This is a genomic window from Streptomyces sp. NPDC045968, from assembly GCF_056430475.1.
The window spans coordinates 1,255,336-1,277,279 of sequence record NZ_JBWKLF010000001.1 but is presented as its reverse complement, the minus strand read 5'-3'; the positions used below and the strand labels follow the sequence as shown (position 1 = coordinate 1,277,279).

Sequence of the window (21,944 nt, the reverse complement as noted above, 5' to 3'; positions counted from 1 at the left end):
CTACCATCCTTCAACCTCGTTCCACACCTCCCCCCCCCCCCCCCCCCCACCCCCCCCCCCCCCCCCCCCCTCCCCCTCCCCCCCCCCGATGCCGCGCCGTCGAATCGGTCAGGTTCTCCGTCGGCCGCGGCCACGGACCGAGGCCCAGAGCATGTCTCCCACGCCGACGACCACCACGGCGCCGATCAGCTGCAGTACGTGACGAATCCAGTCGATGCCCTTGGTGTCATTGACACCGATCCACGTCGCGACGGCATTGCCGAGGACACTGCCGATGATGCCGAACACAACCGTCAGCCAGAGCGGGATGTCCTGCTTGCCCGGCAGGATCGCCCTGGCGATCACACCGAGCACCAGGCCCACGATGATTGCCCACAACCAGCTCATTTCGCCTCCTCGTGCGGCGCAGTCTGCGCACGTTCGCCCAGTCTCCGCGCGGTGCCTGTACGGCGCATGCCGGAGGGGTCCGTACGGGGTACCCGGGAGTGGTGACGCACGTGGAGCCGCCCCGGTCTCGAACTCGGCGCACGCCCGGCGTACCGTAGAGGCGGCCCGGTCCGGGGAGTGTCCGGCACAGCGATCTGGTGGTGGAACATGATGCGGAAGCAAGGCGGCGCGGAGGTCTTCCGTATCACGGGTGCGCGGCAGGGCCTCGCCGAGGACGTACGGGGCAGGCAGCGGCGCTATGTGATCTCGATGTCCGTGCGGACCGTCGCGGTGGTGCTGTCGGCCGTCCTGTGGAACGTCGAGAGGCATGTGGCCATCGTGGCGCTGGCTCTGGGTGTCCTGCTCCCCTATGTGGCGGTCGTCATCGCCAACGCGGGCCGGGAGAGCGCGACTTCACTCCCTTCGACCTTCGTTCCCACGCCGATGCGGCCCGCTCTGGATGCCGCTCCGGTGGCGGGCCGGACGGCAGCCGACGGGGAAGCGGGACCGGCCGGAGAGACTCCGTTTCCGCACGCGCACGGCTGAGCCTGCGGCGTCCAGGAAGCTCAAGAACAGCTCAGATCAATCATGAGGTTCCGGTGCACCGCACCCCGGTCCCCGTGGCATACTTCGTACGCGCTCCGCATCCCCCGTCGGAGCGACGGACCGACGCCGGGCAGCTCCCCCCGTGGCTGCTCGGCGTCGCCATTTCTCCGGCGGGGATGCGTCGGTCGGCTGCTGGAACAGCTGACTTAGGGTGGAGCACGTGAACCTTTTCGAGACCCACGCCGAGAGCGCCGCCCCTTCGCCGATCTGTTCCGCGAAGGGCTGTCGCGACGCCGCCGTGTGGGTGCTCGCCTGGAACAATCCGAAGCTGCACACCCCCGAGCGCCGCAAGACCTGGCTGGCCTGCGACGAGCACCGGCAGCATCTCTCGTCGTTCCTCGACGTACGCGGATTCCTGAAGGATGTCGTGACCCTGGCGGAGTGGGAGTCCTCAGCCGCCGATCGCTGACATCGGGCGGTCGGGCTGGAGGAAGGACGGATCGTCCAGTCCGGAGCCGGCCTTCTTGCCCCACATCGCGAGCTTCCAGATCCTGGCGATCTCCTCGTCGGGGGCCGCCGAGCGCAGCGCGCCGCGCAGGTCCGTCTCCTCGCGGGCGAAGAGGCAGGTGCGGACCTGGCCGTCGGCGGTGAGGCGGGTGCGGTCGCAGGCCTGGCAGAACGGCCGGGTGACGGAGGCGATGACCCCCACGCGGTGCGGTCCGCCGTCCACGGTCCAGCGCTCGGCCGGTGCGGAGCCACGCGCGTCCTCGCCCTCGGCGGTGAGCGTGAAGCGGGTGCGCAGCGAGGCGAGGATGTCACCGGCTGTGATCATCCCGTCCCGCTTCCAGCCGTGCTGGGCGTCGAGCGGCATCTGCTCGATGAAGCGGAGCTCGTAGCCGTGGGCCACGGCCCAGGCCAGCAGATCCGGCGCCTCGTCGTCGTTGAGGCCGGGCATCAGCACGGTGTTGACCTTGACGGGGGTGAGGCCGGCGTCGCGGGCCGCTTCGAGTCCGTCGAGCACCTCCTGATGGCGGTCACGGCGGGTGAGCGTCTTGAAGACGTCGGGGCGCAGCGTGTCCAGGGATACGTTGACCCGGTCCAGACCGGCCGCCTTGAGGGCGGCGGCGGTGCGCTTGAGTCCGATGCCGTTGGTCGTGAGCGACATTCTGGGGCGGGGCTCCAGGGCGGCGCACTGCTCGACGATGGAGACGAGGCCGGGGCGGAGCAGGGGCTCGCCGCCGGTGAAGCGGACTTCGGTGATGCCGAGGCCGGTGACGGCGATCCGGATGAGCCTGACGATCTCGTCGTCGCTCAGCAGCTCGGTCTTGGAGAGCCATTGCAGGCCCTCTTCGGGCATGCAGTAGGTGCACCGCAGATTGCACTTGTCCGTCAGCGATACGCGCAGGTCGGTGGCGACCCGGCCATAGGTGTCGATGAGCACTGTGGACCCCCTCCCCCGGTGATGTCCCGCGATTCGCGGTTCTGACAGTTCCGAGCCTACGCGAGACCTCCGACATCGACGGGGGACCGATTGCCACGAGGTGCGGCGCGGCCGCGTCGTAGGACTCTACGACGCGGCCGGGCCGATGGGGCGGAGCCGGAGCGCAACGGCCCCGTGAACTCCTTCTCTCAGTGGGCTCCGACGCCGGTGAGGGACTTGACCTCCAGCTCGGCGTACTTGCCCTTGTCCGGCTCCTCCTTCGAGATGAGGGAGCCGACCCAGCCGAGCAGGAAGCCCAGCGGGATGGAGATCAGGCCCGGGTTCTCCAGCGGGAACCACGCGAAGTCGACACCGGGGAACATCGACGACGGCTTGGAGGAGACGACCGGGGAGAACAGCACCAGCAGGACGGACGAGGCGAGACCGCCGTAGATGGACCACAGGGCGCCCTGGGTGGTGAAGCGCTTCCAGAACAGGCTGTAGAGGATCGTCGGCAGGTTGGCCGAGGCGGCGACCGCGAAGGCGAGGGCGACCAGGCCGGCGACGTTCATGTCGCGGGCGAGCGCGCCGAGCGCGATGGAGACGACACCGATGGCGACGGTCGCCCACCGTGCGGCGCGGACCTCCTCCTTCTCGGTGGCCTTGCCCCTGCGGATGACGTTGGCGTAGATGTCGTGCGCGAAGGACGACGAGGACGCCAGGGTCAGTCCGGCGACGACGGCCAGGATCGTGGCGAAGGCCACCGCGGAGATCACGGCGAGCAGGATGGCGCCGCCGGTGGAGCCCGCGCCGCCGCCGATCTCCAGGGCGGCCAGCGGGGCCGCAGTGTTGCCCGCCTTGTTCGACGCGATGATGTCGTCGGGCTTGAGCAGGGCCGCGGCCCCGAAGCCGAGCACGATCGTCATCAGGTAGAAGGCGCCGATGATGCCGATGGCCCAGTTCACGGACTTACGGGCGGCCTTGGCGGTGGGCACGGTGTAGAAGCGGATCAGGATGTGCGGCAGGCCCGCGGTGCCGAGGACCAGGGCGATGCCGAGCGAGATGAAGTCCAGCTTCGACGTACCGGTGGCGCCGTACTTCAGGCCGGGCTCCAGGAAGGCCGAACCCTTGCCGCTGTTGCTCGCCGCCGTACCGAGCAGGTCGGAGACGTTGAAGTCGAACTTCAGCAGGATCAGGAAGGTGATGAGCAGGGTGCCCGCGATCAGGAGGACTGCCTTGACCATCTGCACCCAGGTGGTGCCCTTCATGCCGCCGATGGTGACGTACACGATCATGAGCAGGCCGACCAGGGCGACGATCGCGATCTTGCCGCCGTCGCTGGTGATGCCGAGCAGCAGGGAGACGAGGACGCCCGCGCCGGCCATCTGGGCCAGCAGGTAGAAGATCGAGACGACGATCGTCGAGGTGCCCGCGGCGGTCCGGACGGGGCGCTGGCGCATGCGGTAGGCGAGGACGTCGCCCATCGTGTAGCGGCCGGAGTTGCGCAGCGGCTCGGCGACCAGCAGCAGGGCGACGAGCCAGGCGACCAGGAAGCCGATGGAGTAGAGGAAGCCGTCGTATCCGAAGAGCGCGATGGCGCCCGCGATGCCGAGGAATGACGCGGCGGACATGTAGTCGCCGGAGACCGCGAGGCCGTTCTGGAAGGCGGTGAACTGGCGTCCGCCCGCGTAGAAGTCCGAGGCGCTCTTGGTCTGGCGGCCGGCCCAGACGGTGATGAACAGGGTGGCCACGACGAACACGGCGAACAGGGTGATGATCAGTGACCGGTGCTCGCTCGCCCCTTCGGCGGCGAGCTGGACGCTGGGGTGGGCGATAGCGGCGGCGCTCATACGTCGGCCTCCATACGGGACTTGATCGCTGCGGCCTTCGGGTCGAGCTGGGTGGAGGCGTGGCGCGAGTAGAGCCAGGCGATGAGGAACGTGGTGACGAACTGGAGGAGCCCGAAGACGAGGGCCACGTTGATGTTGCCGACGACCTTGGTGCCCATGAAGTCGCCCGCGTAGTTGGACATCAGCACGTACAGCAGGTACCAGAGCACGAAGGCGATGGTCAGGGGGAAGGCGAAGGCGCGGTGCGAGCGGCGCAGGTCACCGAACTCCGCGCTCTCCTGCACCTCGATGAAGGCCTCGGTGGTGGGTTGGGCAGGCCCCGTACTGGCCTCGGGCGGGGGTGCATCGGTAGCCACGGAATCTCCTCGCGACGCGGGTGCGGTGGTGGGAAAGGTGTTGTTCAAGGGGGACCTCTGTATCGGGGGGCGGTGGTACGACTCCCCTGACAACGGCACGGAGAGCGGTGCGAAGCGGTTCACCGCTGCTGTCCCTCTCTCCGGCTCACCTCTTTGGCCGCATGTCCGTAACAACACGGGTCGAACTCACTTGCCCTTAGTCATTGATGCGCCGGGATCATCAGCGATAACTTCACTCGTCATGTACTCGACCGGACGCACCCGTGTCCGGTCGACTGGCACGGATGATGTGGAGAACCCATGGCTCATCTGGCATCCAGACGGACTCGCGCACTCGCGCTGCCCGTCGGACTTGCACTCACCGCCTCGCTGGGCTTCCTTCCGACGGCGGCGGCATCGGCCGCTCCGACGGACGGACCGTCCACCGCCGCGGTCTCGACCGACGGGCCGAAGCTGTCCTATGTCGTGAACACCAAGACCGGCTCGGGAGCGGTCAAGCAGGTCAAGAAGGCCATTGCCGCCGCGGGCGGCACGGTCGTGATCTCCTACGACCGGATCGGCGTCATCGTCGTCCACTCGCAGAATCCGGACTTCGCCAGGACGATCCGTCAGGTCAGGGGCGTCTCCTCGGCCGGTGCCACGCGCACCAACCCGATCGTGCCCCAGGCGACGAAGGACGTGGGCGGCGCGGCGCAGCCGCTCGACCCCGACCAGGCGGCCGCCGCCGCGGCCGACGCGACGGCGGATCAGGACCCGCTGGAGCCCCTGCAGTGGGATCTGCCCGCCATCAAGGCGGACAAGGCCCACCAGGTCTCGGAGGGCAGCAAGAGGGTCACGGTCGCGGTCATCGACACGGGTGTCGACGACACACACCCCGACCTCGCGCCGAACTTCGACCGTGCGGCCTCGGCGAACTGTGTGACCGGTGCGCCGGACACCACCGAGGGTTCCTGGCGGCCGGGGCCCGGCGAGAGCGACCACGGCACGCACGTCGCCGGCACCATCGCGGCGGCGAAGAACGGCGTCGGTGTCACCGGTGTCGCGCCCGGCGTCAAGGTCTCCGGTATCAAGGTGTCGACCCCGAGCGGCTTCTTCTACACCGAGGCCGTCGTGTGCGGCTTCATGTGGGCGGCCGAGCAGGGCGTCGAGGTGACGAACAACAGTTATTACACCGACCCCTGGCTGTTCAACTGCAAGAACGACCCCGACCAGAGTGCCCTGGTCGAGGCGGTCGGCCGTGCCTCGCGTTACGCGGAGCGCAAGGGCACCGTCAATGTCGCCGCGGCCGGTAACTCGGACCACGACCTGGCCGTCGACGCGATAGAGGACACGACGAGCCCGAACGACACGCAGCCGGTCACCCGCACGATCGACCCGTCGGTGTGCCTCGACATCCCGACCATGCTGCCGGGTGTCGTGACCGTCTCCGCGACGGGTGCCAAGGGCCTGAAGTCCTCGTACTCGAACTACGGTCTCGGTGTCATCGACGTGGCCGCTCCCGGTGGCGACTCGACGAGATTCCAGACGCCCGCGCCGCCGGCCACCAGCGGACTGATCCTGTCCACGCTGCCCGGGGGCAAGTTCGGCTACAAGGCCGGTACGTCCATGGCGTCCCCGCACGTCGCGGGTGTCGTGGCCCTGATCAAGTCGACCCACCCGTACGCCTCGGCGTACCAGGTGAAGGCGCTGCTGACGCACGAGGCCGATGCCACCGCGTGCGGAGCGCCGTACGACATCGACGGTGACGGCACGGTCGACGCGGTCTGCGAAGGCGGCACCCAGTACAACGGCTTCTACGGAGCCGGCGTCGTGGACGCGCTGGACGCCGTACGCCGCTGACCCGGCCGGAGTGACATGAGGAAGGGCCGGGGACGGCGGTCCCCGGCCCTTCCTCATGTCCTGTGCCCAGGAGGCACGGCCTACGGCTTGATGAGCACCTTCAGGGCCGTACGCTCGTCCATCGCCTTGTAGCCTCCGGGCACCCCGTCGAGGCCGACGGTCAGGTCGAAGACGGGCGACGGGTCGATGGTGCCGTCCAGTACGTCGGGGAGCAGCTCCGGAATGTACGTCCGTACGGGGGCGACGCCGCCGCGCAGGGCGATGTTCCGGTCGAACATGACGTCGAGGTCGATTCCGGTGCCGCTGCCGTGCGGGACGCCGACGTAACCGATGGCGCCGCCGTCGCGGACGATGTCGATCGCCGTACGCATCGACTGCTCGGTGCCGACGGCCTCGATCACGCAGGGGGCGCCTTCGCCGCGGGTCAGTTCCCGTACGGCGGCGAGGGCCGCTTCGCCGCGCTCGGCGACGACGTCCGTGGCTCCGAAGGCGCGGGCGATGTCGGTACGGGCACTGTGGCGGCCGAGCGCGATGATCCGCTCGGCACCGAGCCGCTTGGCGGCCATGACGCCGCACAGGCCGACCGCTCCGTCACCGACGACGGCGACCGTGCTGCCGGGCCTCACACCCGCGCCGACGGCGGCGTGGTGGCCGGTGCCCAGCACGTCGGAGAGGGCCAGGAGCGAGGTGAGCAGCCGGTCGTCCGACGCGGCTGCGGCCGGGAGCTTGACGAGGGTTCCGTCGGCGTACGGCACCCTGACCGCTTCGCCCTGGCCGCCGTCGGAGCCGCCCGACCCCCAGAAGCCGCCCTGCGGGCAGGAGGTGGTGAGACCTTCCGCGCAGTACGTGCAGGTGCCGTCGGACCAGACGAACGGGACGACGACGAGGTCGCCGGGCGCGAAGCCGTTGACCTCGTGACCCGCCTCCTCGACGATGCCGAGGAATTCGTGTCCGATGCGCTGGCCCGGCTGCCGGGGGGATTCACCCCGGTAGGCCCACAGGTCGCTGCCGCAGATGCAGGCCCGCAGGACCCGCAGCACCACATCGGTGGGTTGCTGGATCGTGGGGTCGGGCACCTCCTGCACACGGATGTCGTGGGGAGCGTGGATGACGGTGGCGCGCATGCGGTGGGGTCCTCGCTGATCTCAGATTCTGATACTCCGCTCACGGTACGCCCCGCTGCCGCCGTCCGGGCCGCTTCCCGTCGGATACCCGTGGTGCGTAAGTGTCCCGATGGTCAGGAGGTACTGGGCGGCGAGGTAGGTCAGCATGATCCAGAAGTCGGGGGCGGGCAGCTGGGGCCACTCGGCGATACCGGTGGCGATCAGTGCGTCGGAGAGCAGGAAGAGTGCCCCGCCGAGTGCCGCGTACCGCCCGAGGGTGCCCGCCCGCCAGGCCATGGCGGTGAGCAGCAGGCTGTAGCCGGCCATCGGAATCCGCAGGTCCGCGGGGAGGCCGGGCCAGATCAGCACGAGGAAGCCGGTCAGCACGGCCGCGTATCCGAGGCCGGCGGCCACCGAGCCGCGGGCACGGCCGAACAGCCACAGGTAGCAGATGTGACCGGCGGCGAAGGAGCCCATGCCGAGGAGGAAGGCGACGTCGTGGCCGGGCAGCAGCAGGATGTCGCCGCCCCAGCCGAACAGCAGCGCGGCGACGAGCGGCCGGGGGCCGCCCCGGGCCGCGGCGTACGCGGCGAGCAGCGGCATCAGGAGGGGTTTGGCGACGAGGTGCGCGGCGGGAACGTCGGCCGCCACCCCGATGAGGTCGACGGCCGCGGCTGCGAGAAACGCGAGGAACAGGGGGCGGACGAGCCGGTCCCGGCGCGGGGCGGGAGTGCTCATCAGGTGCTTTCCGGGGCGGCGGCCGCGGAGGCGGTGACGGGGGCGGCGGTGACGGCGCCGGTGGCCGCGGGCTGCCAGCCCGGTCCCCGGAAGACGCGTCCGGCGCGCTCGCGCCAGGTGCGCGCCGCCCGGACGTCACGGGCGATGGCCGCGTATTCGTGGGTCGCCACGCGCAGCGGGTTGTTCGTGGCGATGTTCTTGGTCAGACCGAAGACGGGCCGCTCGGTCTCGGGGGTGAACGACCGGAAGAGGCGGTCCCAGACGATCAGGATGCCGCCGAAGTTGCGGTCCAGATAGCCGCCCTGGGAGGCGTGGTGCACCCGGTGGTGGGAGGGCGTGTTGAGTACGTACTCGAAGGGCCTGGGCAGTTTGCCGACGCGCTCGGTGTGCACCCAGAACTGGTAGACGAGGTTGACGGCGGAGCAGAAGGCGAGCGCCGCCGGGTGGACCCCGAGGGCGATGAGGGGGACGTAGAACGGCCAGACGGTGAGCGAGGTCCAGGGCTGGCGGAGCGCGGTGGTGAGGTTGAACTTCCGGCTGGAGTGATGGACCACGTGGCAGGCCCAGAGAATCCGGATGACGTGGTGGCCGCGGTGGGACCAGTAGTAGAAGAAGTCCTGGGCGAGCAGCATCAGCAGGACCGTCCACCACAGGACGGGGACGCGGAGCGGGGTCAGTTCGTAGACCGCGGTGTAGATCGCGACGATGGGTATTTTCCACAGCAGGTCGAAGACCAGGCTGCCGAGCCCCATGGTGACGCTGGTGGCGGCGTCCTTGGTGTCGTATCCGGCGGCGTCCTCGTCCGGATGGAACCGGTAACTGACCATTTCGACCACGGTGAGCAGGACGAAGGCCGGTATTGACCACAGCACGACATCGGGCAGGTTCGGCTCCATGCGAGCACCGTAGAGGCGCCGGTCGGCCGCCGCTAGACGTTGTTACCCACAAGTATGCGAGACGTGGTGTCAGCAGTCTTTGGAGACTTCCGCCAAGAGCGGCCGCGGGCGACCGAGCCGCTCACACACCCGCCGCTCCGAGCGCCGCCCCCGCCGCGTACGTGACCGCCATCGCCACCGCTCCCCCGCCTGTGTTGCGCAGGACGGCGGGGCCCGGTGCCGCCGCTCCCAGCCGGGCGCTCCACCATCCCGTCAGCGCCAGCGCGGCCATGACCGACAGCACGGTGACGGGCAGCCGCAGCGAGGCCGGGGGCAGCAGGATCGCGAGCAGCGGCAGCAGCGCCCCCGCCGTGAAGGCCAGGAAGCTCGCGCCCGCCGCGCGCCAGGGGTCCGTCAGCTCGTCCGGGTCGATGCCGAGTTCCACTTCGGCGTGGGCGCGCAGGGCATCGCGTTCGGTCAGCTGGAGGGCGGCCTCACGGGCCACCTCCGCGCTCAGCCCCTTGCCCTCCAGCAGGCCGGTGAGTTCGGCGAGTTCGGCCTCGGGCGTCTCCGACAGCTCGCGCCGCTCGGTCGCCAGCGCGGCCTTCTCCGAGTCGCGCTGGGTGGAGACCGAGACGTACTCACCGGCGGCCATCGACATGGACCCGGCCAGCAGCCCGGCCAGGCCGGCCGTGAACAGGGCGCCCCGGTCGGCGGTCGCTCCGGCGACGCCGACCACCAGGCCGGCGGTGGACACGACTCCGTCGTTGGCGCCGAGGACCGCGGCGCGGAGCCAGTTCAGCCGCGCGCCGAGTCCCTTGCCGTGGGCTTCGTCATGAACCTGTGTGTCCGTCACCCCGGGATGGTCTCACCGCGGCCGTTCGCCGACGAGGAACCGGCGGCGCCGGGCCCGTCGAACCCGCCCCCGCCGCGCGGAACTTGCTCGTGCGCGCCGGGCCCGGGCGGCTGCGGGGCGCGTCCGCCGCCCGGCTTTTGCCCGTTCACGGAGACGGCCGAATAGGGGACTGTCAGTCGCGGCCCGTATTCTCTGTGACCATGCTCGACGACCGTCAGACCGCAGCGCCGTGGCCGACCGCCTACCCACAGGGGTACGCGGTCGTCGACGTGGAGACCACCGGACTCGCCCGCGACGACCGGATAGTGTCCGCTGCCGTCTACCGGCTCGACGCCCAGGGCAATGTCGAGGACCACTGGTACACGCTGGTCAATCCCGAGCGGGACCCGGGCCCCGTCTGGATCCACGGGCTGACCAGCGACGTCCTGGAAGGCGCCCCGCTCTTCCCCGAGGTGGCGGCGCAGTTGTCCGAGCGGCTGGCGGACCGGGTGCTCGTCGCGCACAACGCGGCGTTCGACTGGTCGATGATCGCCCGGGAGTACGCACGGGCTTCGGCCGTCGCTCCCGTGGAACAGCGGCTGTGCACCATCGCCCTCTCCAAGGAACTGCGGCTGCCGCTGCCCAACCACAAGCTGGAGTCGCTGGCCGCGCACTTCGGCGTGGTGCAGCAGCGCGCCCACCACGCGCTCGACGACGCCCGGGTGCTGGCCGAGGCGTTCCGGCCGAGTCTGCACGCGGCGGCCCTCGGCGGAGTGCGGCTGCCCCTGCTCGAATGCCGGCCGCTGACCGAGTGGTCCGACTCCCCGGTCACGCCCCGGGTCGGCTACCAGGCTTCGCACGGTCAGAACAGCTGGCGGGCCTCACGCAAGCTCCCGGCGTGCCCGTATCCGAATCCAGGACGGTACGAGACGGACAAACCTCTCATGCAGGGCATGAGGGTGGCATTTTCCGGGGACACCTCCATCGACCGCGAGCTGCTGGAGGACCGCGCCGTGGAGGCGGGGCTGCATGTGGCGACCAGCGTCTCCAGACTGACCAGCCTGCTCGTCACCAACGATCCGGACGCCGCGACGTCGAAGACGGTCAAGGCCAAGTCGTTCGGCACGCCGATCCTGGAGGAGAGCGCCTTCACCCATCTGTTGCGGGACGTGGCCCCGGCACCGTCATCGGAGTGAACCGGGCGCGACTCGCCCGCCACCCGCTCGCCCGCCGCCGTCTCGCGTCCCACCCTGTGGCGCATGGCACGTTGCGAGGTTTGCGGAAACGACTACGGCATGTCCTTCGAGGTGCACGCGCAGGGCGCGGTGCACGTCTTCGACTGCTTCTCCTGCGCCATTCACCGCATGGCACCCATCTGTGAGCACTGCCGGGTCCAGGTCATCGGGCAGGGCATCGAGGCCGATGGCCACTGGTACTGCGGCGCCCACTGCGCCCGGGCCGAGGGAAAGGCGGGCATCGTGGACAAAGTGTGACGGGCCGTCCCAGTCCCACACCCCACCCCCTCCGTACCGCACCCCATGACCCGGTTGTACCGTCATGGGGTGTACCGCTTCCTGTTGACCCGGCAGTGGGTGATCCTCACCCTGCTCGCGCTCGTCCTGATTCCGACGATGGTCGAGCTCGGTTTCTGGCAACTGCACCGGCATCAGCACCGGGTCGCCCAGAACGCGCTCATCTCCCAGAACCTCAAGGCGGAGCCGGTCCCGGTCTCCGGGCTCACCTCCCCCGGGCACACCGTCCCGCGAGCCGACTACTGGCGCACGGTCACCGCCACCGGGACGTTCGACACCGCGCACGAAGTGGTCGTACGGCGGCGGACCTCCGATGACGACCGGCTCGGGGCACACGTCCTGACGCCGCTCGACCTCACGGACGGCGGCACCGTCCTGGTCAACCGGGGCTGGGTGGCGACCGACGGCGACCAGCGGGCGTTCCCGAAGGTACCGGCCCCGCCCCGCGGCGAGGTGACCGTCACCGGCCGGCTCAAGGCCGACGAGACGACGGGCAGCAGCGGGATCAAGGACCTGTCGGGTCTGCCGGACCGCCAGGTCATGCTGATCAACAGCGACCAGCAGTCCGAGCTGCTGGGCCGGCCGGTCCTCGGCGGCTACCTCGAACAGACCGGCCCCGAGCCCTCCGGCGGCTCCCCCGAACAGATCGCCTCCCCCGACGACAGCTCCATCGGCCCGCACATGGCCTACGCGGTGCAGTGGTGGCTGTTCGCCGCCGGTGTGCCGGTCGGCTGGGTGATTCTCGTCCGCCGGGAGAAGCGCGACCTCCAGGAGGCCGCGGCACGGGGCGAGAGCGCCGACGAACCCGGTCGGCCCGCGCCCGCCGGCGCGACGGTCTGACGCGTCGCGCCCGCCGAGGCGACGGTCCGGGAAGCGCGGCCGCCCACCCTGGTCTGCTTAACAAGGCGCAGGTTCGGGAACACGCCAGAGCGTGACTCCACGTATCGAGGACTACGCCCTCATCGGCGATCTCCAGACTGCCGCCCTGGTCGGCAGGAACGGTTCTGTCGACTGGCTCTGCCTGCCCCGCTTCGACTCCGGCGCGTGTTTCGCCGCGCTGCTCGGTGACGAGGACAACGGCCACTGGCGCATCGCACCCCAGGGCACGGACAGCTCGGAGACCTGCACGCGACGCGGCTACGCGGGTGACTCCCTCGTCCTGGAGACGTTCTGGGAGACCCGGACCGGCACCGTCAAGGTGACCGACTTCATGCCCCAGCGCGACAAGGCCCCGGACCTTATGCGGATCGTCGAGGGGGTCAGCGGCAGCGTGGACATGGCCTCCGTGCTGCGGCTGCGCTTCGACTTCGGCTCCGTCGTGCCCTGGATGCGCCGCTCGCACGGCCACCGGGTGGCGGTCGCCGGCCCCGACTCCGTATGGCTGCGCAGCGACCCGCCGGTCAAGACCTGGGGACAGCAGTTCTCCACCTGCTCCTCGTTCACGGTGGCCGAGGGCGAGCAGGTGGCGTTCGTGCTCACCTGGCACGCCTCGCACGCGCCGCGCCCAAAGCTGATCGATCCGTACAAGGCGCTCAAGCACACGCTGTCCGACTGGGCGGAGTGGTCGGCCCAGTGCACGTACCAGGGCAAGCACCGCGAGGCCGTCCTGCGCTCCCTCATCACCCTGAAGGCCCTCACCTACGGCCCGACGGGCGGCATCGTGGCAGCCCCCACCACCTCCCTGCCCGAGGACATCGGTGGCGTACGGAACTGGGACTACCGCTACTGCTGGCTGCGGGACTCCACCCTGACGCTCGGCGCCCTGCTCGCGGCCGGATATCTGGGCGAGGCCGCCGCCTGGCGGGACTGGCTGCTGCGGGCCGTCGCCGGGGACCCGGCGGACCTCCAGATCATGTACGGCCTGGCCGGGGAGCGCAGGCTCCCCGAGACGGAGCTGCCGTGGCTGCGCGGATACGAGCACTCCCGGCCGGTCCGCACGGGCAACGAGGCGGTACGGCAGCGGCAGCTCGATGTGTACGGAGAGGTCATCGACTCCCTCAGGCTCGCCCGGGACGCCGGTCTCGAGGACAAGTCGCACGCCTGGAAGCTCCAGCTCAGCCTGCTCGGCTTCCTGGAGTCCACCTGGCGCGAACCGGACGAGGGCCTGTGGGAGATCCGCGGGGAGCGCCGCCACTTCGTGCACTCCAAGGTGATGGCCTGGGTCGCCGCCGACCGTACGGTGCGCTCCCTGGAGGAGACACCGGATCTGCCGGGTGACGCCGACCGGTGGCGGGCGATGCGGGACGCCGTGCACGCGGAGGTCTGCGAGAAGGGCTACGACCCCGTGCGCAACACGTTCACGCAGTCGTACGGGTCCAAGGCGCTGGACGCCGCCACGCTGCTGATCGTGCGGACCGGGTTCCTGCCGCCCGACGATCCCCGGGTCATCGGCACGGTCGACGCGGTGCGCGACGAACTGGGCAGCGACGGTCTGGTGCGCCGCTACAGCACCGACGGCGTGTCCCTCGACGGGCTGCCGGGCAGTGAAGGCACCTTCCTCGTCTGCTCGTTCTGGCTTGCGGACGCGCTGCTGCGGACCGGCAGGGCCGCCGAGGCCGAGGAGCTCTTCGAGCGGCTGCTCGCACTGCGCAACGACGTGGGGCTGCTCGCCGAGGAGTACGACCCGGTGGCCGGCCGTCAGCTCGGCAACTACCCCCAGGCGTTCAGCCACATCGGGCTGGTGAACACCGCGGTCGCACTCGCCGCGCAGGACCCGGCAGGATAGGGCCATGGATCTGGGACTGAAGGACCGTGTGTACATCGTCACCGGCGCGACCCGTGGGCTGGGCAACGCCACCGCGCGCGCCCTGGCCGCGGACGGCGCGCAGGTGGTCATCACCGGCCGGGACGAGAAGAGCGTCTCGGCGGCGGCCGCCGAACTGGGGCCCGACGCCGTGGGGCTGGCCGCCGACAACGCCGACCCGGCAGCCGCGCAGCTCCTCGTGGACACCGCGAAGGAACGGTTCGGCCGGCTGGACGGCATTCTCATCAGCGTCGGCGGTCCCGCGCCCGGCTTCCTCGCGGACAACAGCGACGAGCAGTGGCGGACGGCCTTCGAATCGGTCTTCCTCGGAGCGGTACGTCTGGCCCGCACGACGGCCGCCGCGCTCGGCGAGGGCGGCGTCATCGGCTTCGTGCTCTCCGGCTCGGTGCACGAGCCGATCGCCGGCCTGACCATCTCCAACGGTCTGCGCCCCGGCCTCGCGGGCTTCGCCAAGTCGCTGGCCGACGAGCTGGGGCCGCGCGGCATCCGGGTCGTGGGGGTCCTGCCGGCCCGGATCGACACCGACCGGGTGCGTGAGCTCGACGCCCTGTCCGGCGACGCGGAGGCCTCCCGGGCCGCCAACGAGGCCCGGATCCCGCTGCGCCGCTACGGCACGCCGGAGGAGTTCGGGAAGACCGCGGCCTTCCTGCTCTCCCCCGCCGCCTCGTATCTGACGGGCATCATGGTCCCCGTCGACGGCGGCTCCCGGCACGGTTTCTGACCGCCGCGCGCCGGGGCCGCGCGGGCGTCAGTTCACCCGTTCCGCACGGTGCTTGACGGCCTTCAGACGGACCTCGGCCGGAAGCTCGTCCAGCCCGGCGGAGTCCCTGGCGTGGGCCAGGGACTCGTCGGCGAGACCGCGCAGCGCCTGGTCCGGGGCCGCGTGCGGCTCCATCAGCAGCCGGATCCTGGCCCGCGGTGCGGAGCGTCGGCCCGTCAGCATGACGTGGGCGCGCGAGACGCCGTCCAGGGTGCCCGCCTCGTCGGAGAGCACACCCTCCAGGGCTCGGCCCCGCAGCAGTGCCCCCTCGCCGTCCCCGCTGTCGACCAGCACCTCGGAGAGGCGGGCACGGCGCAGCTGGGCCAGCAGCCACCACAGGGCGAGGACGACCACGACCGCGAGGACCGCGATCACCGTCGGCCACCACCAGCCGCTGTCGCGCCAGCGGTACCGGTCGGCCTCGCTGAGCAGCACGTCGTCCTTGCCGTCCCAGGGCCACCAGGAGGGCAGGTTCGCGCCGAGTCCCACGGCGAGTACGGCGCCGCCCACGACGGCCAGCACCAGCCCGGCCAGGCCGAGCAGTATCCGGTTGACGGTCCTGAGCACGCGGTTCACCCCTTCTTCGCCGGCCGGCGGACATGCACGGAGAGGCTCGGCGGCTTGGCCAGGCCCAGCTCCTTGATGCCCGTTCCCAGTACGGAGTCCAGGTCGGCCCGTACGTCATCGAGTTCACGGAAGTGCGACACCGCGCGCACCGCCACCTTGCTCCGGCCCATCCGGACCCGCACGGACTGGACACCGGCCACTTCGACGGCCCGGTCGCGCAGGACCATGGCGGCGGCCGTCCGGTCGAGCCCCGCCCTGACGTCCGCGTGTTCGCGGCGCATCGGGAGCAGGTCGCGCAGTCCGGGGGTGACGGCGAGGAAGAGCAGCCACAGACCGATCGCCGCCGCGACGGCGGCGCCGGTCAGCACCCACACGTCGTCCAGGGGCCGCTGGTCCAGCTCCTCCGCGAGCGAGCGCCGCCAGCTCATGGCGGGGTGGTCGGCCCGTACCGCCGCGATGTCGTAGAGCAGGAGTCCGGCGCCGCCCAGAACCACCAGGGCGAGGACCGTCGCGGGGATACGGCGCGCGGACCAGAACCTGCCCGCCCTGCCGCCGTGCTCCAGCGTGGGCACGGGGTCGTGTCCGGCGGCCGAGCTCGACTGGTCCAGTTCCCGGCCGTCGCTCTTGGCCAGGGGGTCGGCGGTGGGCAGCCGCTGTGTGCTCCCGCTGCTCTCGCCGTGCCGGGGCTCGCTCATCGGATCCTCCCCTGCGCCGCGGCGCCCGGTCCTGTGGTGTGGAGCCGCTCGACCTGTACGGCCACCTCGGGCACCTCCATCCCCGCCCATGCCTTTACCCGCTCCGCGACATGACGACGCACGGCCCCGCACTGGCGGCCGATGTCGGACGGATAACCCAGCTCCAGACTGACCCGTACGCGGGCCGCGTCCCGGCGCACGGTGACCGTGGCGCGGGGCGCGGCGCCCTCCTCGGGCGGATCGCTGATCGCCTCCTTGGCCGCCTGGGCGGCGATCTTCGCGACGACCCGGTCGGCGATCCGGGTCTCCCCACGCTCAGCGGCGGCGACCCGGTCACTCACCGCCGTCACCGTCGCCGGTCGCCGCGCTCGCGACTCCGGAAGAAGTCGCCGGGTTCCAGGTCACCGTCCACGAAGCGGCCGGCGATGAAGCCGACCGCGCCCAGCGCGGCCACCAGCAGAAAGGCCCCGAATCCGCCGAAGTACCCGGCGAATCCCAGCGCCATGCCGGCCAACAGGCCGACCACAGCCATGCTCATCATCGTGCGCTCCTCAACTGCCTTTCGGCGCAGGGCTACTGAAGACGTGGCTCGGGCTCGGACTCGTCGTCCTCCTCATCGGGCAGCTTGACGTCGCTGACCGCGATGTTGACCTCGACGACTTCGAGACCGGTCATGCGCTCGACCGCCGCGATGACGTTCTCCCGTACATCGCGGGCGACGTCACCGATCGACACGCCGTACTCGACGACGATCTCCAGATCGAGCGCGGTCTGCGACTCGCCGACTTCGGCCTTGACTCCCCGGGTGACGGACTTGCCGCCGGGCACGCGGTCGCGCACCGCGCCGAAGGTCCGCGACAGGCCGCTGCCCATCGCATGGACTCCGGCCACGTCACGCGCGGCCATTCCGGCGATCTTCTCCACGACGCCGTCGGCGATGGTGGTGCGGCCCCGGGTGCCGGGGGCTCCCCCGCCACGCCTGGTCAGCGTCCTGCCGTCTCCACCGGTTTCCTTGTCAGGGGTGCGCTGCTGGCTCTCGGTCATCGCCGCTCTTCCCTTCGGGACAGGGTTGGACTTCGCTGCCCACATTAAGCGTGCTTGCCCCATTCCGCGCCGTGGATGCGGCAGGCTGGCCCCATGACGACGGCTGACAGCCCCCAGCGGGCCGATGGATGGACGGCTTCCGTGCGGCAACGACTCGGACTGGGCCGGTTGCTCCCTCTGGGGGGGCCCGGGGACGGAACGTGGATCGCGGAACGGGCGGCGGCCTCGGTTCTCCGGGATGCCGCCGCTGGATCGGGGGCGGTCCTGGGGAAGCTCAGGATCGGGCCGGTGGACCCCGACGCGGACCCCGGTCCGGCGCAGGAAGGGGCCGGGGTGCCCGCTCCTCCCAGCGCGTATCCGGCGGGGCCGCTGCGGATCGAGGCGGAGTTCTCGGCCACGACGGACCAGCCGCTGCCCGCCACGGCCGAGGCACTGCGCTCGGTGCTGCTGGACGCGTCACGGCAGCGGCTCGGCATGGTCGTCACCGAGGTCGACCTCCGGGTGACGGAACTGCTGGACACGGCACCCGGGCCGACGCCGGCCCCGGCCGCCGAGGTGCGCGCGGCGGGGGCGGACGGGGTGGCGGGCGCCACCGCGGCGGCCGTGCCCGGTGTCGTGGCGCTGACCCGGGTCCTGGGCAGCGCTGTGCACACGGGCGAGGACCACGTCCGGATCGAGGTGGCGACGGCCGGGGACCACCGGGCGCTCGATGTTGCTCAGGCGGTGCGCACGGCGGTGACGGCCGCGCTGGAGGGGCACCCTCCGGTGGGCGTACTCATCACCGCCGTGGTCCCCCGGGGCTGACGGAGACGCCTTCTCAGTCGGTGACGCCCGCCAGGTCGCGCAGCCTGCGGCCCTGGGCCGCGCGCTCGGCGGTGCGCTGCTCCTCGTACGTACGGGAGGCGGCGCCGCTCAGCAGGGCCTTGGTCTCGACGACGGCGTCGCGAGGGGCGGCCAGGAGCGCGGCGGCCAGGTCGTGGGCGGCCGCGTCGAGCTGGTCGGCGGGGACGACGAGGTTCGCCAGGCCGGTGCGCTCGGCCTCGTCGGCGTGCACGAAGCGGCCGGTGGCGCAGATTTCGAGCGCGCGGGCGTACCCCACGAGGTTCACCAGGGGGTGCGTGCCCGTGAGGTCGGGGACGAGACCGAGACTGGTCTCGCGCATGGCGAACTGCACGTCGTCGGCCGCGATCCGCAGATCGCAGGCGAGGGCGAGCTGGAAGCCGGCACCGATCGCGTGGCCCTGGACGGCCGCGATCGACACGATGTCGTTGCGGCGCCACCAGGTGAACGCCTCCTGGTACTCGGCGATGGTCGCGTCGAGCTCGGTCTCCGAGCCACGCGCCATGTCGAGGAAGGACGGCTCACCGTCGAACCCTTCCGGGGTGAACGCCTGCCGGTCGAGCCCCGCGGAGAAGGACTTGCCTTCGCCGCGCAGCACGACGACCCGCACACTGCCGGGCAATGCCCGCCCGGCCTCCGTCAACGCCCGCCACAGAGCGGGAGACTGAGCGTTGCGCTTGGCCGGGTTGGTGAGAGTCACTGTGGCAACCGCGTCATCGACGGTGAGCCGTACGCCGTCCTTGTCGAGCACAGAGTCGAGCGAGGTCATGGAACGCCTCCGGATCGGGGTGCTGTCAGCACTTCACTGATAAGTGACTGAACAGTAACCACCCGGACGACCTTGCGGCCGGCCGGGTGGCCACCACGATTTCCGGTGAGCCCCGGGGCAGTTCCACGAACCGCCCGGACCTCTGTCGACGGTCAGGCCGTAGCGGCCTTCTTGCCTCGTGTCGCTCCGCCACGTCCCCGCAGCGTCACTCCGGACTCGCTGAGCATCCGGTGAACGAACCCGTAGGAGCGGCCGGTGTCTTCGGCCAGCGCCCGGATGCTCGCACCGGAGTCGTACTTCTTCTTCAGGTCTGCCGCGAGCTTGTCACGCGCGGCGCCGGTAACCCGGCTGCCCTTCTTCAGAGTCTCGGCCACCCGTGCCTCCTCATAGGAAGTGCGCTCTGGACTCTCATGATCACCCCTCCCGCGCTTCCTGGCCACCCATTCGGCAAGGTCTGTGCGGGCGGTTTCGCGGTCCCGGAGTGCGGCCACACGAACGGAATCTTGGATTCCGCAGGTCGGCGCGGGTAGACGGGGAAGGAGGCCGGAAGAACCACCAGGTCAGGGCCGTGGGCATCCGGCGGCCCCAAATGGGTGCGCCCGGCAGGTATCTGCCGGGCGCCACGCCGAGGTACGAGAGCCACTCACACAGATGATGGATCACGCGTAGGCCGAATGATCCATACGGAGTGGATCATTGAGTGGATCAGCCGGCGTCGCCCCTCGCGGAAGGGGTCAGGCCAGGGCGACCAGGTCCCGGTAGTCCGCACCCCACAGGTCCTCGACACCGTCCGGCAGCAGGATGATCCGCTCGGGCTGGAGCGCCTCGACCGCACCCTCGTCGTGCGTGACGAGGACGACGGCGCCCTTGTACGTGCGCAGCGCGCCCAGGATCTCCTCGCGGCTGGCCGGGTCGAGGTTGTTCGTGGGCTCGTCGAGGAGCAGGACGTTGGCGGAGGACACGACCAGGGTCGCCAGGGCGAGACGGGTCTTCTCCCCACCGGAGAGCACACCGGCGGGCTTGTCGACGTCGTCTCCGGAGAACAGGAACGAACCGAGCGTCTTGCGGACCGCGACGAGGTCGAGGTCGGGCGCGGCGGAGCGCATGTTCTCCAGGACGGTGCGGTCCGGGTCGAGGGTCTCGTGCTCCTGGGCGTAGTAGCCGAGCTTGAGACCGTGCCCCTCGATGATCTCGCCGGTGTCGGGCTTCTCGGCTCCGCCGAGGAGACGGAGCAGGGTGGTCTTGCCCGCACCGTTGAGGCCCAGGATGACGACCCTGGAGCCCTTGTCGATGGCGAGGTCCACATCGGTGAAGATCTCGAGTGAGCCGTACGACTTGGACAGGCCCTCCGCCATCAGCGGCGTCTTGCCGCACGGCGAGGGGTCGGGGAAGCGCAGCTTGGCGACCTTGTCGGAGACCCGGACGGCCTCCAGGCCCGAGAGCAGCCGGTCGGCGCGCTTGGCCATGTTCTGGGCGGCGACGGTCTTCGTGGCCTTGGCGCGCATCTTGTCGGCCTGCGCGTTGAGGGTCGCCGCCTTCTTCTCGGCGTTCTGACGCTCGCGCTTGCGGCGCTTCTCGTCGGCCTCGCGCTGCTGCTGGTACAGCTTCCAGCCCATGTTGTAGACGTCGATCTGGGCGCGGTTGGCGTCGAGGTAGAAGACCTTGTTGACGACGGTCTCGACGAGGTCGACGTCGTGGGAGATCACGATGAAGCCGCCGCGGTACGTCTTGAGGTAGTCGCGCAGCCAGACGATCGAGTCCGCGTCGAGGTGGTTGGTGGGCTCGTCGAGGAGCAGCGTGTCGGCGTCCGAGAAGAGGATGCGGGCCAGCTCGACGCGGCGGCGCTGACCACCGGAGAGGGTGTGCAGGGGCTGGCCGAGCACCCGGTCGGGCAGGCTGAGCGCGGCGGCGATGGTGGCCGCCTCGGCCTCGGCCGCGTACCCGCCCTTGGTGAGGAACTCCGTCTCCAGGCGCTCGTACTTCTTCATCGCCTTCTCACGGGTGGCGCCCTGGCCGTTGGCCATGCGCTCCTCGTTCTCCCGCATCTTGCGCAGGATGGCGTCGAGGCCACGGGCCGAGAGGATGCGGTCGCGGGCCAGGACGTCGAGGTCGCCGGTGCGCGGGTCCTGCGGGAGGTAGCCGACTTCGCCGGAGCGGCTGATGGTGCCGCCGGCGGGGGTGCCCTCACCCGCGAGGCACTTGGTGAGCGTGGTCTTGCCCGCTCCGTTGCGGCCGACGAGACCGATGCGGTCGCCCTTGGCGATACGGAATGAGGCGGACTCGATGAGGATGCGGGCGCCGGCGCGCAGCTCGATGCCGGAAGCGGTGATCACGGGGAAAACTCCAGGGGCGGTTGGACGGCGGAGGGCGGACTACGGATGCACGACTCGACGCCGTCTAATGCACAAGGAGAATTGCCATAGGCACCATTCTACTGGCGGTGTGCAACTTCTTTTCCGCGTGCTGTGCGGGACCGCCGCGACACCTCGTGTCAGTGTCGGGTGCAAGACTGAGACGCAGATCACATCCTGGAGCAGTGGGACGCGGAAAAAAGGGTGAGTTTCATGGCAGGCGCGACAAAGGGCGTACCGACCATCTATCCGACGATTCTGTACGCGGACGCGAAGGCCGCGATCAGGACCCTGACCCAGGCCCTCGGCTTCACCGAGGAAGCGGTGTACGAGGGGGAGGGCGGCCAGGTGCTCCACGCCGAGCTGTCCTGCGGCAACGGCAGGGTGATGCTCGGCTCCAAGGGGCGTGAGGGTGTCTTCGCCAAGGCGATGGAGGGGGCGGGGCCGACCGGTGTGTACGTCGTCGTGGACGAGGTCGACGAGCACCACGCCCGGGCCGTGGAGCACGGGGTGGAGATCCTCATGCCGCCCACGGACCAGGACTACGGCTCACGGGACTACATGGCCCGGGACGCGGAGGGCAACGTGTGGAGCTTCGGTACGTACGCCCCGGGGTCCTCGGACTGACCCCGGC

At 70.6% G+C, this 21,944-nt stretch carries 26 protein-coding genes; 10 read left to right on the top strand and 16 right to left on the bottom strand.

What is annotated here, in order from left to right; genetic code table 11:
• Positions 1 to 108: 108 nt before the first annotated feature.
• On the bottom strand, positions 109 to 387 hold the full coding sequence (locus tag AC07FA_RS05610) for a GlsB/YeaQ/YmgE family stress response membrane protein (protein WP_479073374.1): 279 nt from the start codon (positions 385 to 387) through the stop codon (positions 109 to 111).
• Positions 388 to 594: 207 nt separating this feature from the next.
• Between AC07FA_RS05610 and AC07FA_RS05605 the strand changes: the two genes are divergently transcribed.
• Entirely contained in the window at positions 595 to 972 is a 378-nt protein-coding gene (locus tag AC07FA_RS05605) for a DUF3099 domain-containing protein (RefSeq protein WP_479073373.1), read from the top strand.
• A 220-nt stretch (positions 973 to 1,192) separates the two neighbouring features.
• Positions 1,193 to 1,441 carry a hypothetical protein gene (locus AC07FA_RS05600; RefSeq protein WP_479073372.1) on the top strand — a complete coding sequence of 83 codons (249 nt, stop codon included), beginning with the start codon at positions 1,193 to 1,195 and terminating at the stop codon, positions 1,439 to 1,441.
• Here the strand turns inward: AC07FA_RS05600 and moaA are convergent.
• The 3 genes from moaA to AC07FA_RS05585 all read right to left on the bottom strand — a co-directional run bounded on the left by moaA (position 1,424) and on the right by AC07FA_RS05585 (position 4,598).
• Positions 1,424 to 2,413, bottom strand: coding sequence for a GTP 3',8-cyclase MoaA (gene moaA / locus AC07FA_RS05595; RefSeq protein WP_479073371.1), 990 nt, complete (start codon positions 2,411 to 2,413; stop codon positions 1,424 to 1,426). The two genes, AC07FA_RS05600 and moaA, sit on opposite strands and share 18 nt — an antisense overlap.
• Positions 2,414 to 2,601: 188 nt before the next feature.
• On the bottom strand, positions 2,602 to 4,242 hold the full coding sequence (locus tag AC07FA_RS05590) for a solute symporter family protein (protein ID WP_479073370.1): 1,641 nt from the start codon (positions 4,240 to 4,242) through the stop codon (positions 2,602 to 2,604).
• Complete coding sequence (locus AC07FA_RS05585; protein WP_479073369.1) at positions 4,239 to 4,598, bottom strand: DUF485 domain-containing protein; 360 nt, start codon at positions 4,596 to 4,598, stop codon at positions 4,239 to 4,241. The genes AC07FA_RS05590 and AC07FA_RS05585 overlap by 4 nt, the downstream gene beginning before the upstream one ends.
• A gap of 300 nt (positions 4,599 to 4,898) precedes the next feature.
• Here AC07FA_RS05585 and AC07FA_RS05580 point away from each other — a divergent pair, with 300 nt between their 5' ends.
• Entirely contained in the window at positions 4,899 to 6,437 is a 1,539-nt protein-coding gene (locus AC07FA_RS05580) for a S8 family peptidase (RefSeq protein ID WP_479073368.1), read from the top strand.
• Between the two features lie 80 nt (positions 6,438 to 6,517).
• On the opposite strand, the gene AC07FA_RS05575 is transcribed toward AC07FA_RS05580, so the two are convergent.
• The 4 genes from AC07FA_RS05575 to AC07FA_RS05560 form a co-directional block, all read right to left on the bottom strand.
• Positions 6,518 to 7,561, bottom strand: a complete 1,044-nt coding sequence (locus tag AC07FA_RS05575; RefSeq protein ID WP_479073367.1) for a zinc-dependent alcohol dehydrogenase family protein — start codon at positions 7,559 to 7,561, stop codon at positions 6,518 to 6,520.
• A 21-nt stretch (positions 7,562 to 7,582) separates the two neighbouring features.
• Positions 7,583 to 8,278, bottom strand: coding sequence for a lysoplasmalogenase (locus AC07FA_RS05570; protein ID WP_479073366.1), 696 nt, complete (start codon positions 8,276 to 8,278; stop codon positions 7,583 to 7,585).
• Entirely contained in the window at positions 8,278 to 9,174 is an 897-nt protein-coding gene (locus AC07FA_RS05565) for a sterol desaturase family protein (RefSeq protein WP_479073365.1), read from the bottom strand. Before AC07FA_RS05565 ends, AC07FA_RS05570 begins: the two co-directional genes overlap by 1 nt.
• Positions 9,175 to 9,295: 121 nt before the next feature.
• Positions 9,296 to 10,009 carry a VIT1/CCC1 transporter family protein gene (locus tag AC07FA_RS05560; protein WP_479073364.1) on the bottom strand — a complete coding sequence of 238 codons (714 nt, stop codon included), beginning with the start codon at positions 10,007 to 10,009 and terminating at the stop codon, positions 9,296 to 9,298.
• A gap of 194 nt (positions 10,010 to 10,203) precedes the next feature.
• Here AC07FA_RS05560 and AC07FA_RS05555 point away from each other — a divergent pair, with 194 nt between their 5' ends.
• The 5 genes from AC07FA_RS05555 to AC07FA_RS05535 all read left to right on the top strand — a co-directional run bounded on the left by AC07FA_RS05555 (position 10,204) and on the right by AC07FA_RS05535 (position 15,005).
• Entirely contained in the window at positions 10,204 to 11,184 is a 981-nt protein-coding gene (locus AC07FA_RS05555; RefSeq protein ID WP_479073363.1) for a DEDDh family exonuclease, read from the top strand.
• Positions 11,185 to 11,247: 63 nt separating this feature from the next.
• A complete protein-coding gene (locus tag AC07FA_RS05550; protein WP_479073362.1) occupies positions 11,248 to 11,481 on the top strand; it encodes a hypothetical protein in 234 nt (77 codons plus the stop codon).
• A gap of 69 nt (positions 11,482 to 11,550) precedes the next feature.
• Positions 11,551 to 12,360 carry an SURF1 family cytochrome oxidase biogenesis protein gene (locus AC07FA_RS05545; RefSeq protein ID WP_479073361.1) on the top strand — a complete coding sequence of 270 codons (810 nt, stop codon included), beginning with the start codon at positions 11,551 to 11,553 and terminating at the stop codon, positions 12,358 to 12,360.
• Positions 12,361 to 12,451: 91 nt separating this feature from the next.
• On the top strand, positions 12,452 to 14,245 hold the full coding sequence (locus tag AC07FA_RS05540; protein ID WP_479073360.1) for a glycoside hydrolase family 15 protein: 1,794 nt from the start codon (positions 12,452 to 12,454) through the stop codon (positions 14,243 to 14,245).
• Positions 14,246 to 14,249: 4 nt separating this feature from the next.
• On the top strand, positions 14,250 to 15,005 hold the full coding sequence (locus tag AC07FA_RS05535) for an SDR family oxidoreductase (RefSeq protein WP_479073359.1): 756 nt from the start codon (positions 14,250 to 14,252) through the stop codon (positions 15,003 to 15,005).
• A 27-nt stretch (positions 15,006 to 15,032) separates the two neighbouring features.
• Here AC07FA_RS05535 and amaP read toward each other — a convergent pair whose 3' ends face one another.
• Genes amaP through AC07FA_RS05510 form a run of 5 tightly spaced genes read right to left on the bottom strand, consistent with a single transcriptional unit; the run spans position 15,033 to position 17,350 of the window.
• Entirely contained in the window at positions 15,033 to 15,611 is a 579-nt protein-coding gene (gene amaP, locus AC07FA_RS05530) for an alkaline shock response membrane anchor protein AmaP (RefSeq protein ID WP_479073358.1), read from the bottom strand.
• 5 nt (positions 15,612 to 15,616) lie between these two features.
• Positions 15,617 to 16,306, bottom strand: a complete 690-nt coding sequence (locus AC07FA_RS05525) for a DUF6286 domain-containing protein (protein WP_479073357.1) — start codon at positions 16,304 to 16,306, stop codon at positions 15,617 to 15,619.
• Positions 16,303 to 16,656, bottom strand: a complete 354-nt coding sequence (locus AC07FA_RS05520) for an Asp23/Gls24 family envelope stress response protein (RefSeq protein WP_479073356.1) — start codon at positions 16,654 to 16,656, stop codon at positions 16,303 to 16,305. Before AC07FA_RS05520 ends, AC07FA_RS05525 begins: the two co-directional genes overlap by 4 nt.
• Positions 16,653 to 16,844, bottom strand: a complete 192-nt coding sequence (locus AC07FA_RS05515) for a hypothetical protein (RefSeq protein WP_479073446.1) — start codon at positions 16,842 to 16,844, stop codon at positions 16,653 to 16,655. The genes AC07FA_RS05520 and AC07FA_RS05515 overlap by 4 nt, the downstream gene beginning before the upstream one ends.
• Positions 16,845 to 16,879: 35 nt before the next feature.
• Complete coding sequence (locus AC07FA_RS05510) at positions 16,880 to 17,350, bottom strand: Asp23/Gls24 family envelope stress response protein (RefSeq protein WP_479073355.1); 471 nt, start codon at positions 17,348 to 17,350, stop codon at positions 16,880 to 16,882.
• Positions 17,351 to 17,443: 93 nt separating this feature from the next.
• Between AC07FA_RS05510 and AC07FA_RS05505 the strand changes: the two genes are divergently transcribed.
• A complete protein-coding gene (locus tag AC07FA_RS05505; protein ID WP_479073354.1) occupies positions 17,444 to 18,154 on the top strand; it encodes a hypothetical protein in 711 nt (236 codons plus the stop codon).
• A 13-nt stretch (positions 18,155 to 18,167) separates the two neighbouring features.
• On the opposite strand, the gene AC07FA_RS05500 is transcribed toward AC07FA_RS05505, so the two are convergent.
• The 3 genes from AC07FA_RS05500 to AC07FA_RS05490 all read right to left on the bottom strand — a co-directional run bounded on the left by AC07FA_RS05500 (position 18,168) and on the right by AC07FA_RS05490 (position 21,292).
• Positions 18,168 to 18,959, bottom strand: coding sequence for an enoyl-CoA hydratase/isomerase family protein (locus tag AC07FA_RS05500; protein WP_479073353.1), 792 nt, complete (start codon positions 18,957 to 18,959; stop codon positions 18,168 to 18,170).
• Positions 18,960 to 19,111: 152 nt separating this feature from the next.
• Positions 19,112 to 19,333: a helix-turn-helix domain-containing protein gene (locus AC07FA_RS05495; protein WP_328909431.1), complete on the bottom strand. Its 222-nt coding sequence runs from the start codon at positions 19,331 to 19,333 to the stop codon at positions 19,112 to 19,114.
• 360 nt (positions 19,334 to 19,693) lie between these two features.
• Positions 19,694 to 21,292 (bottom strand): ABC-F family ATP-binding cassette domain-containing protein, encoded by a 1,599-nt coding sequence (locus tag AC07FA_RS05490; RefSeq protein ID WP_479073352.1) that lies wholly within the window; start codon positions 21,290 to 21,292, stop codon positions 19,694 to 19,696.
• Between the two features lie 231 nt (positions 21,293 to 21,523).
• Between AC07FA_RS05490 and AC07FA_RS05485 the strand changes: the two genes are divergently transcribed.
• Positions 21,524 to 21,937 carry a VOC family protein gene (locus tag AC07FA_RS05485; RefSeq protein ID WP_479073351.1) on the top strand — a complete coding sequence of 138 codons (414 nt, stop codon included), beginning with the start codon at positions 21,524 to 21,526 and terminating at the stop codon, positions 21,935 to 21,937.
• Positions 21,938 to 21,944: the final 7 nt, after the last annotated feature.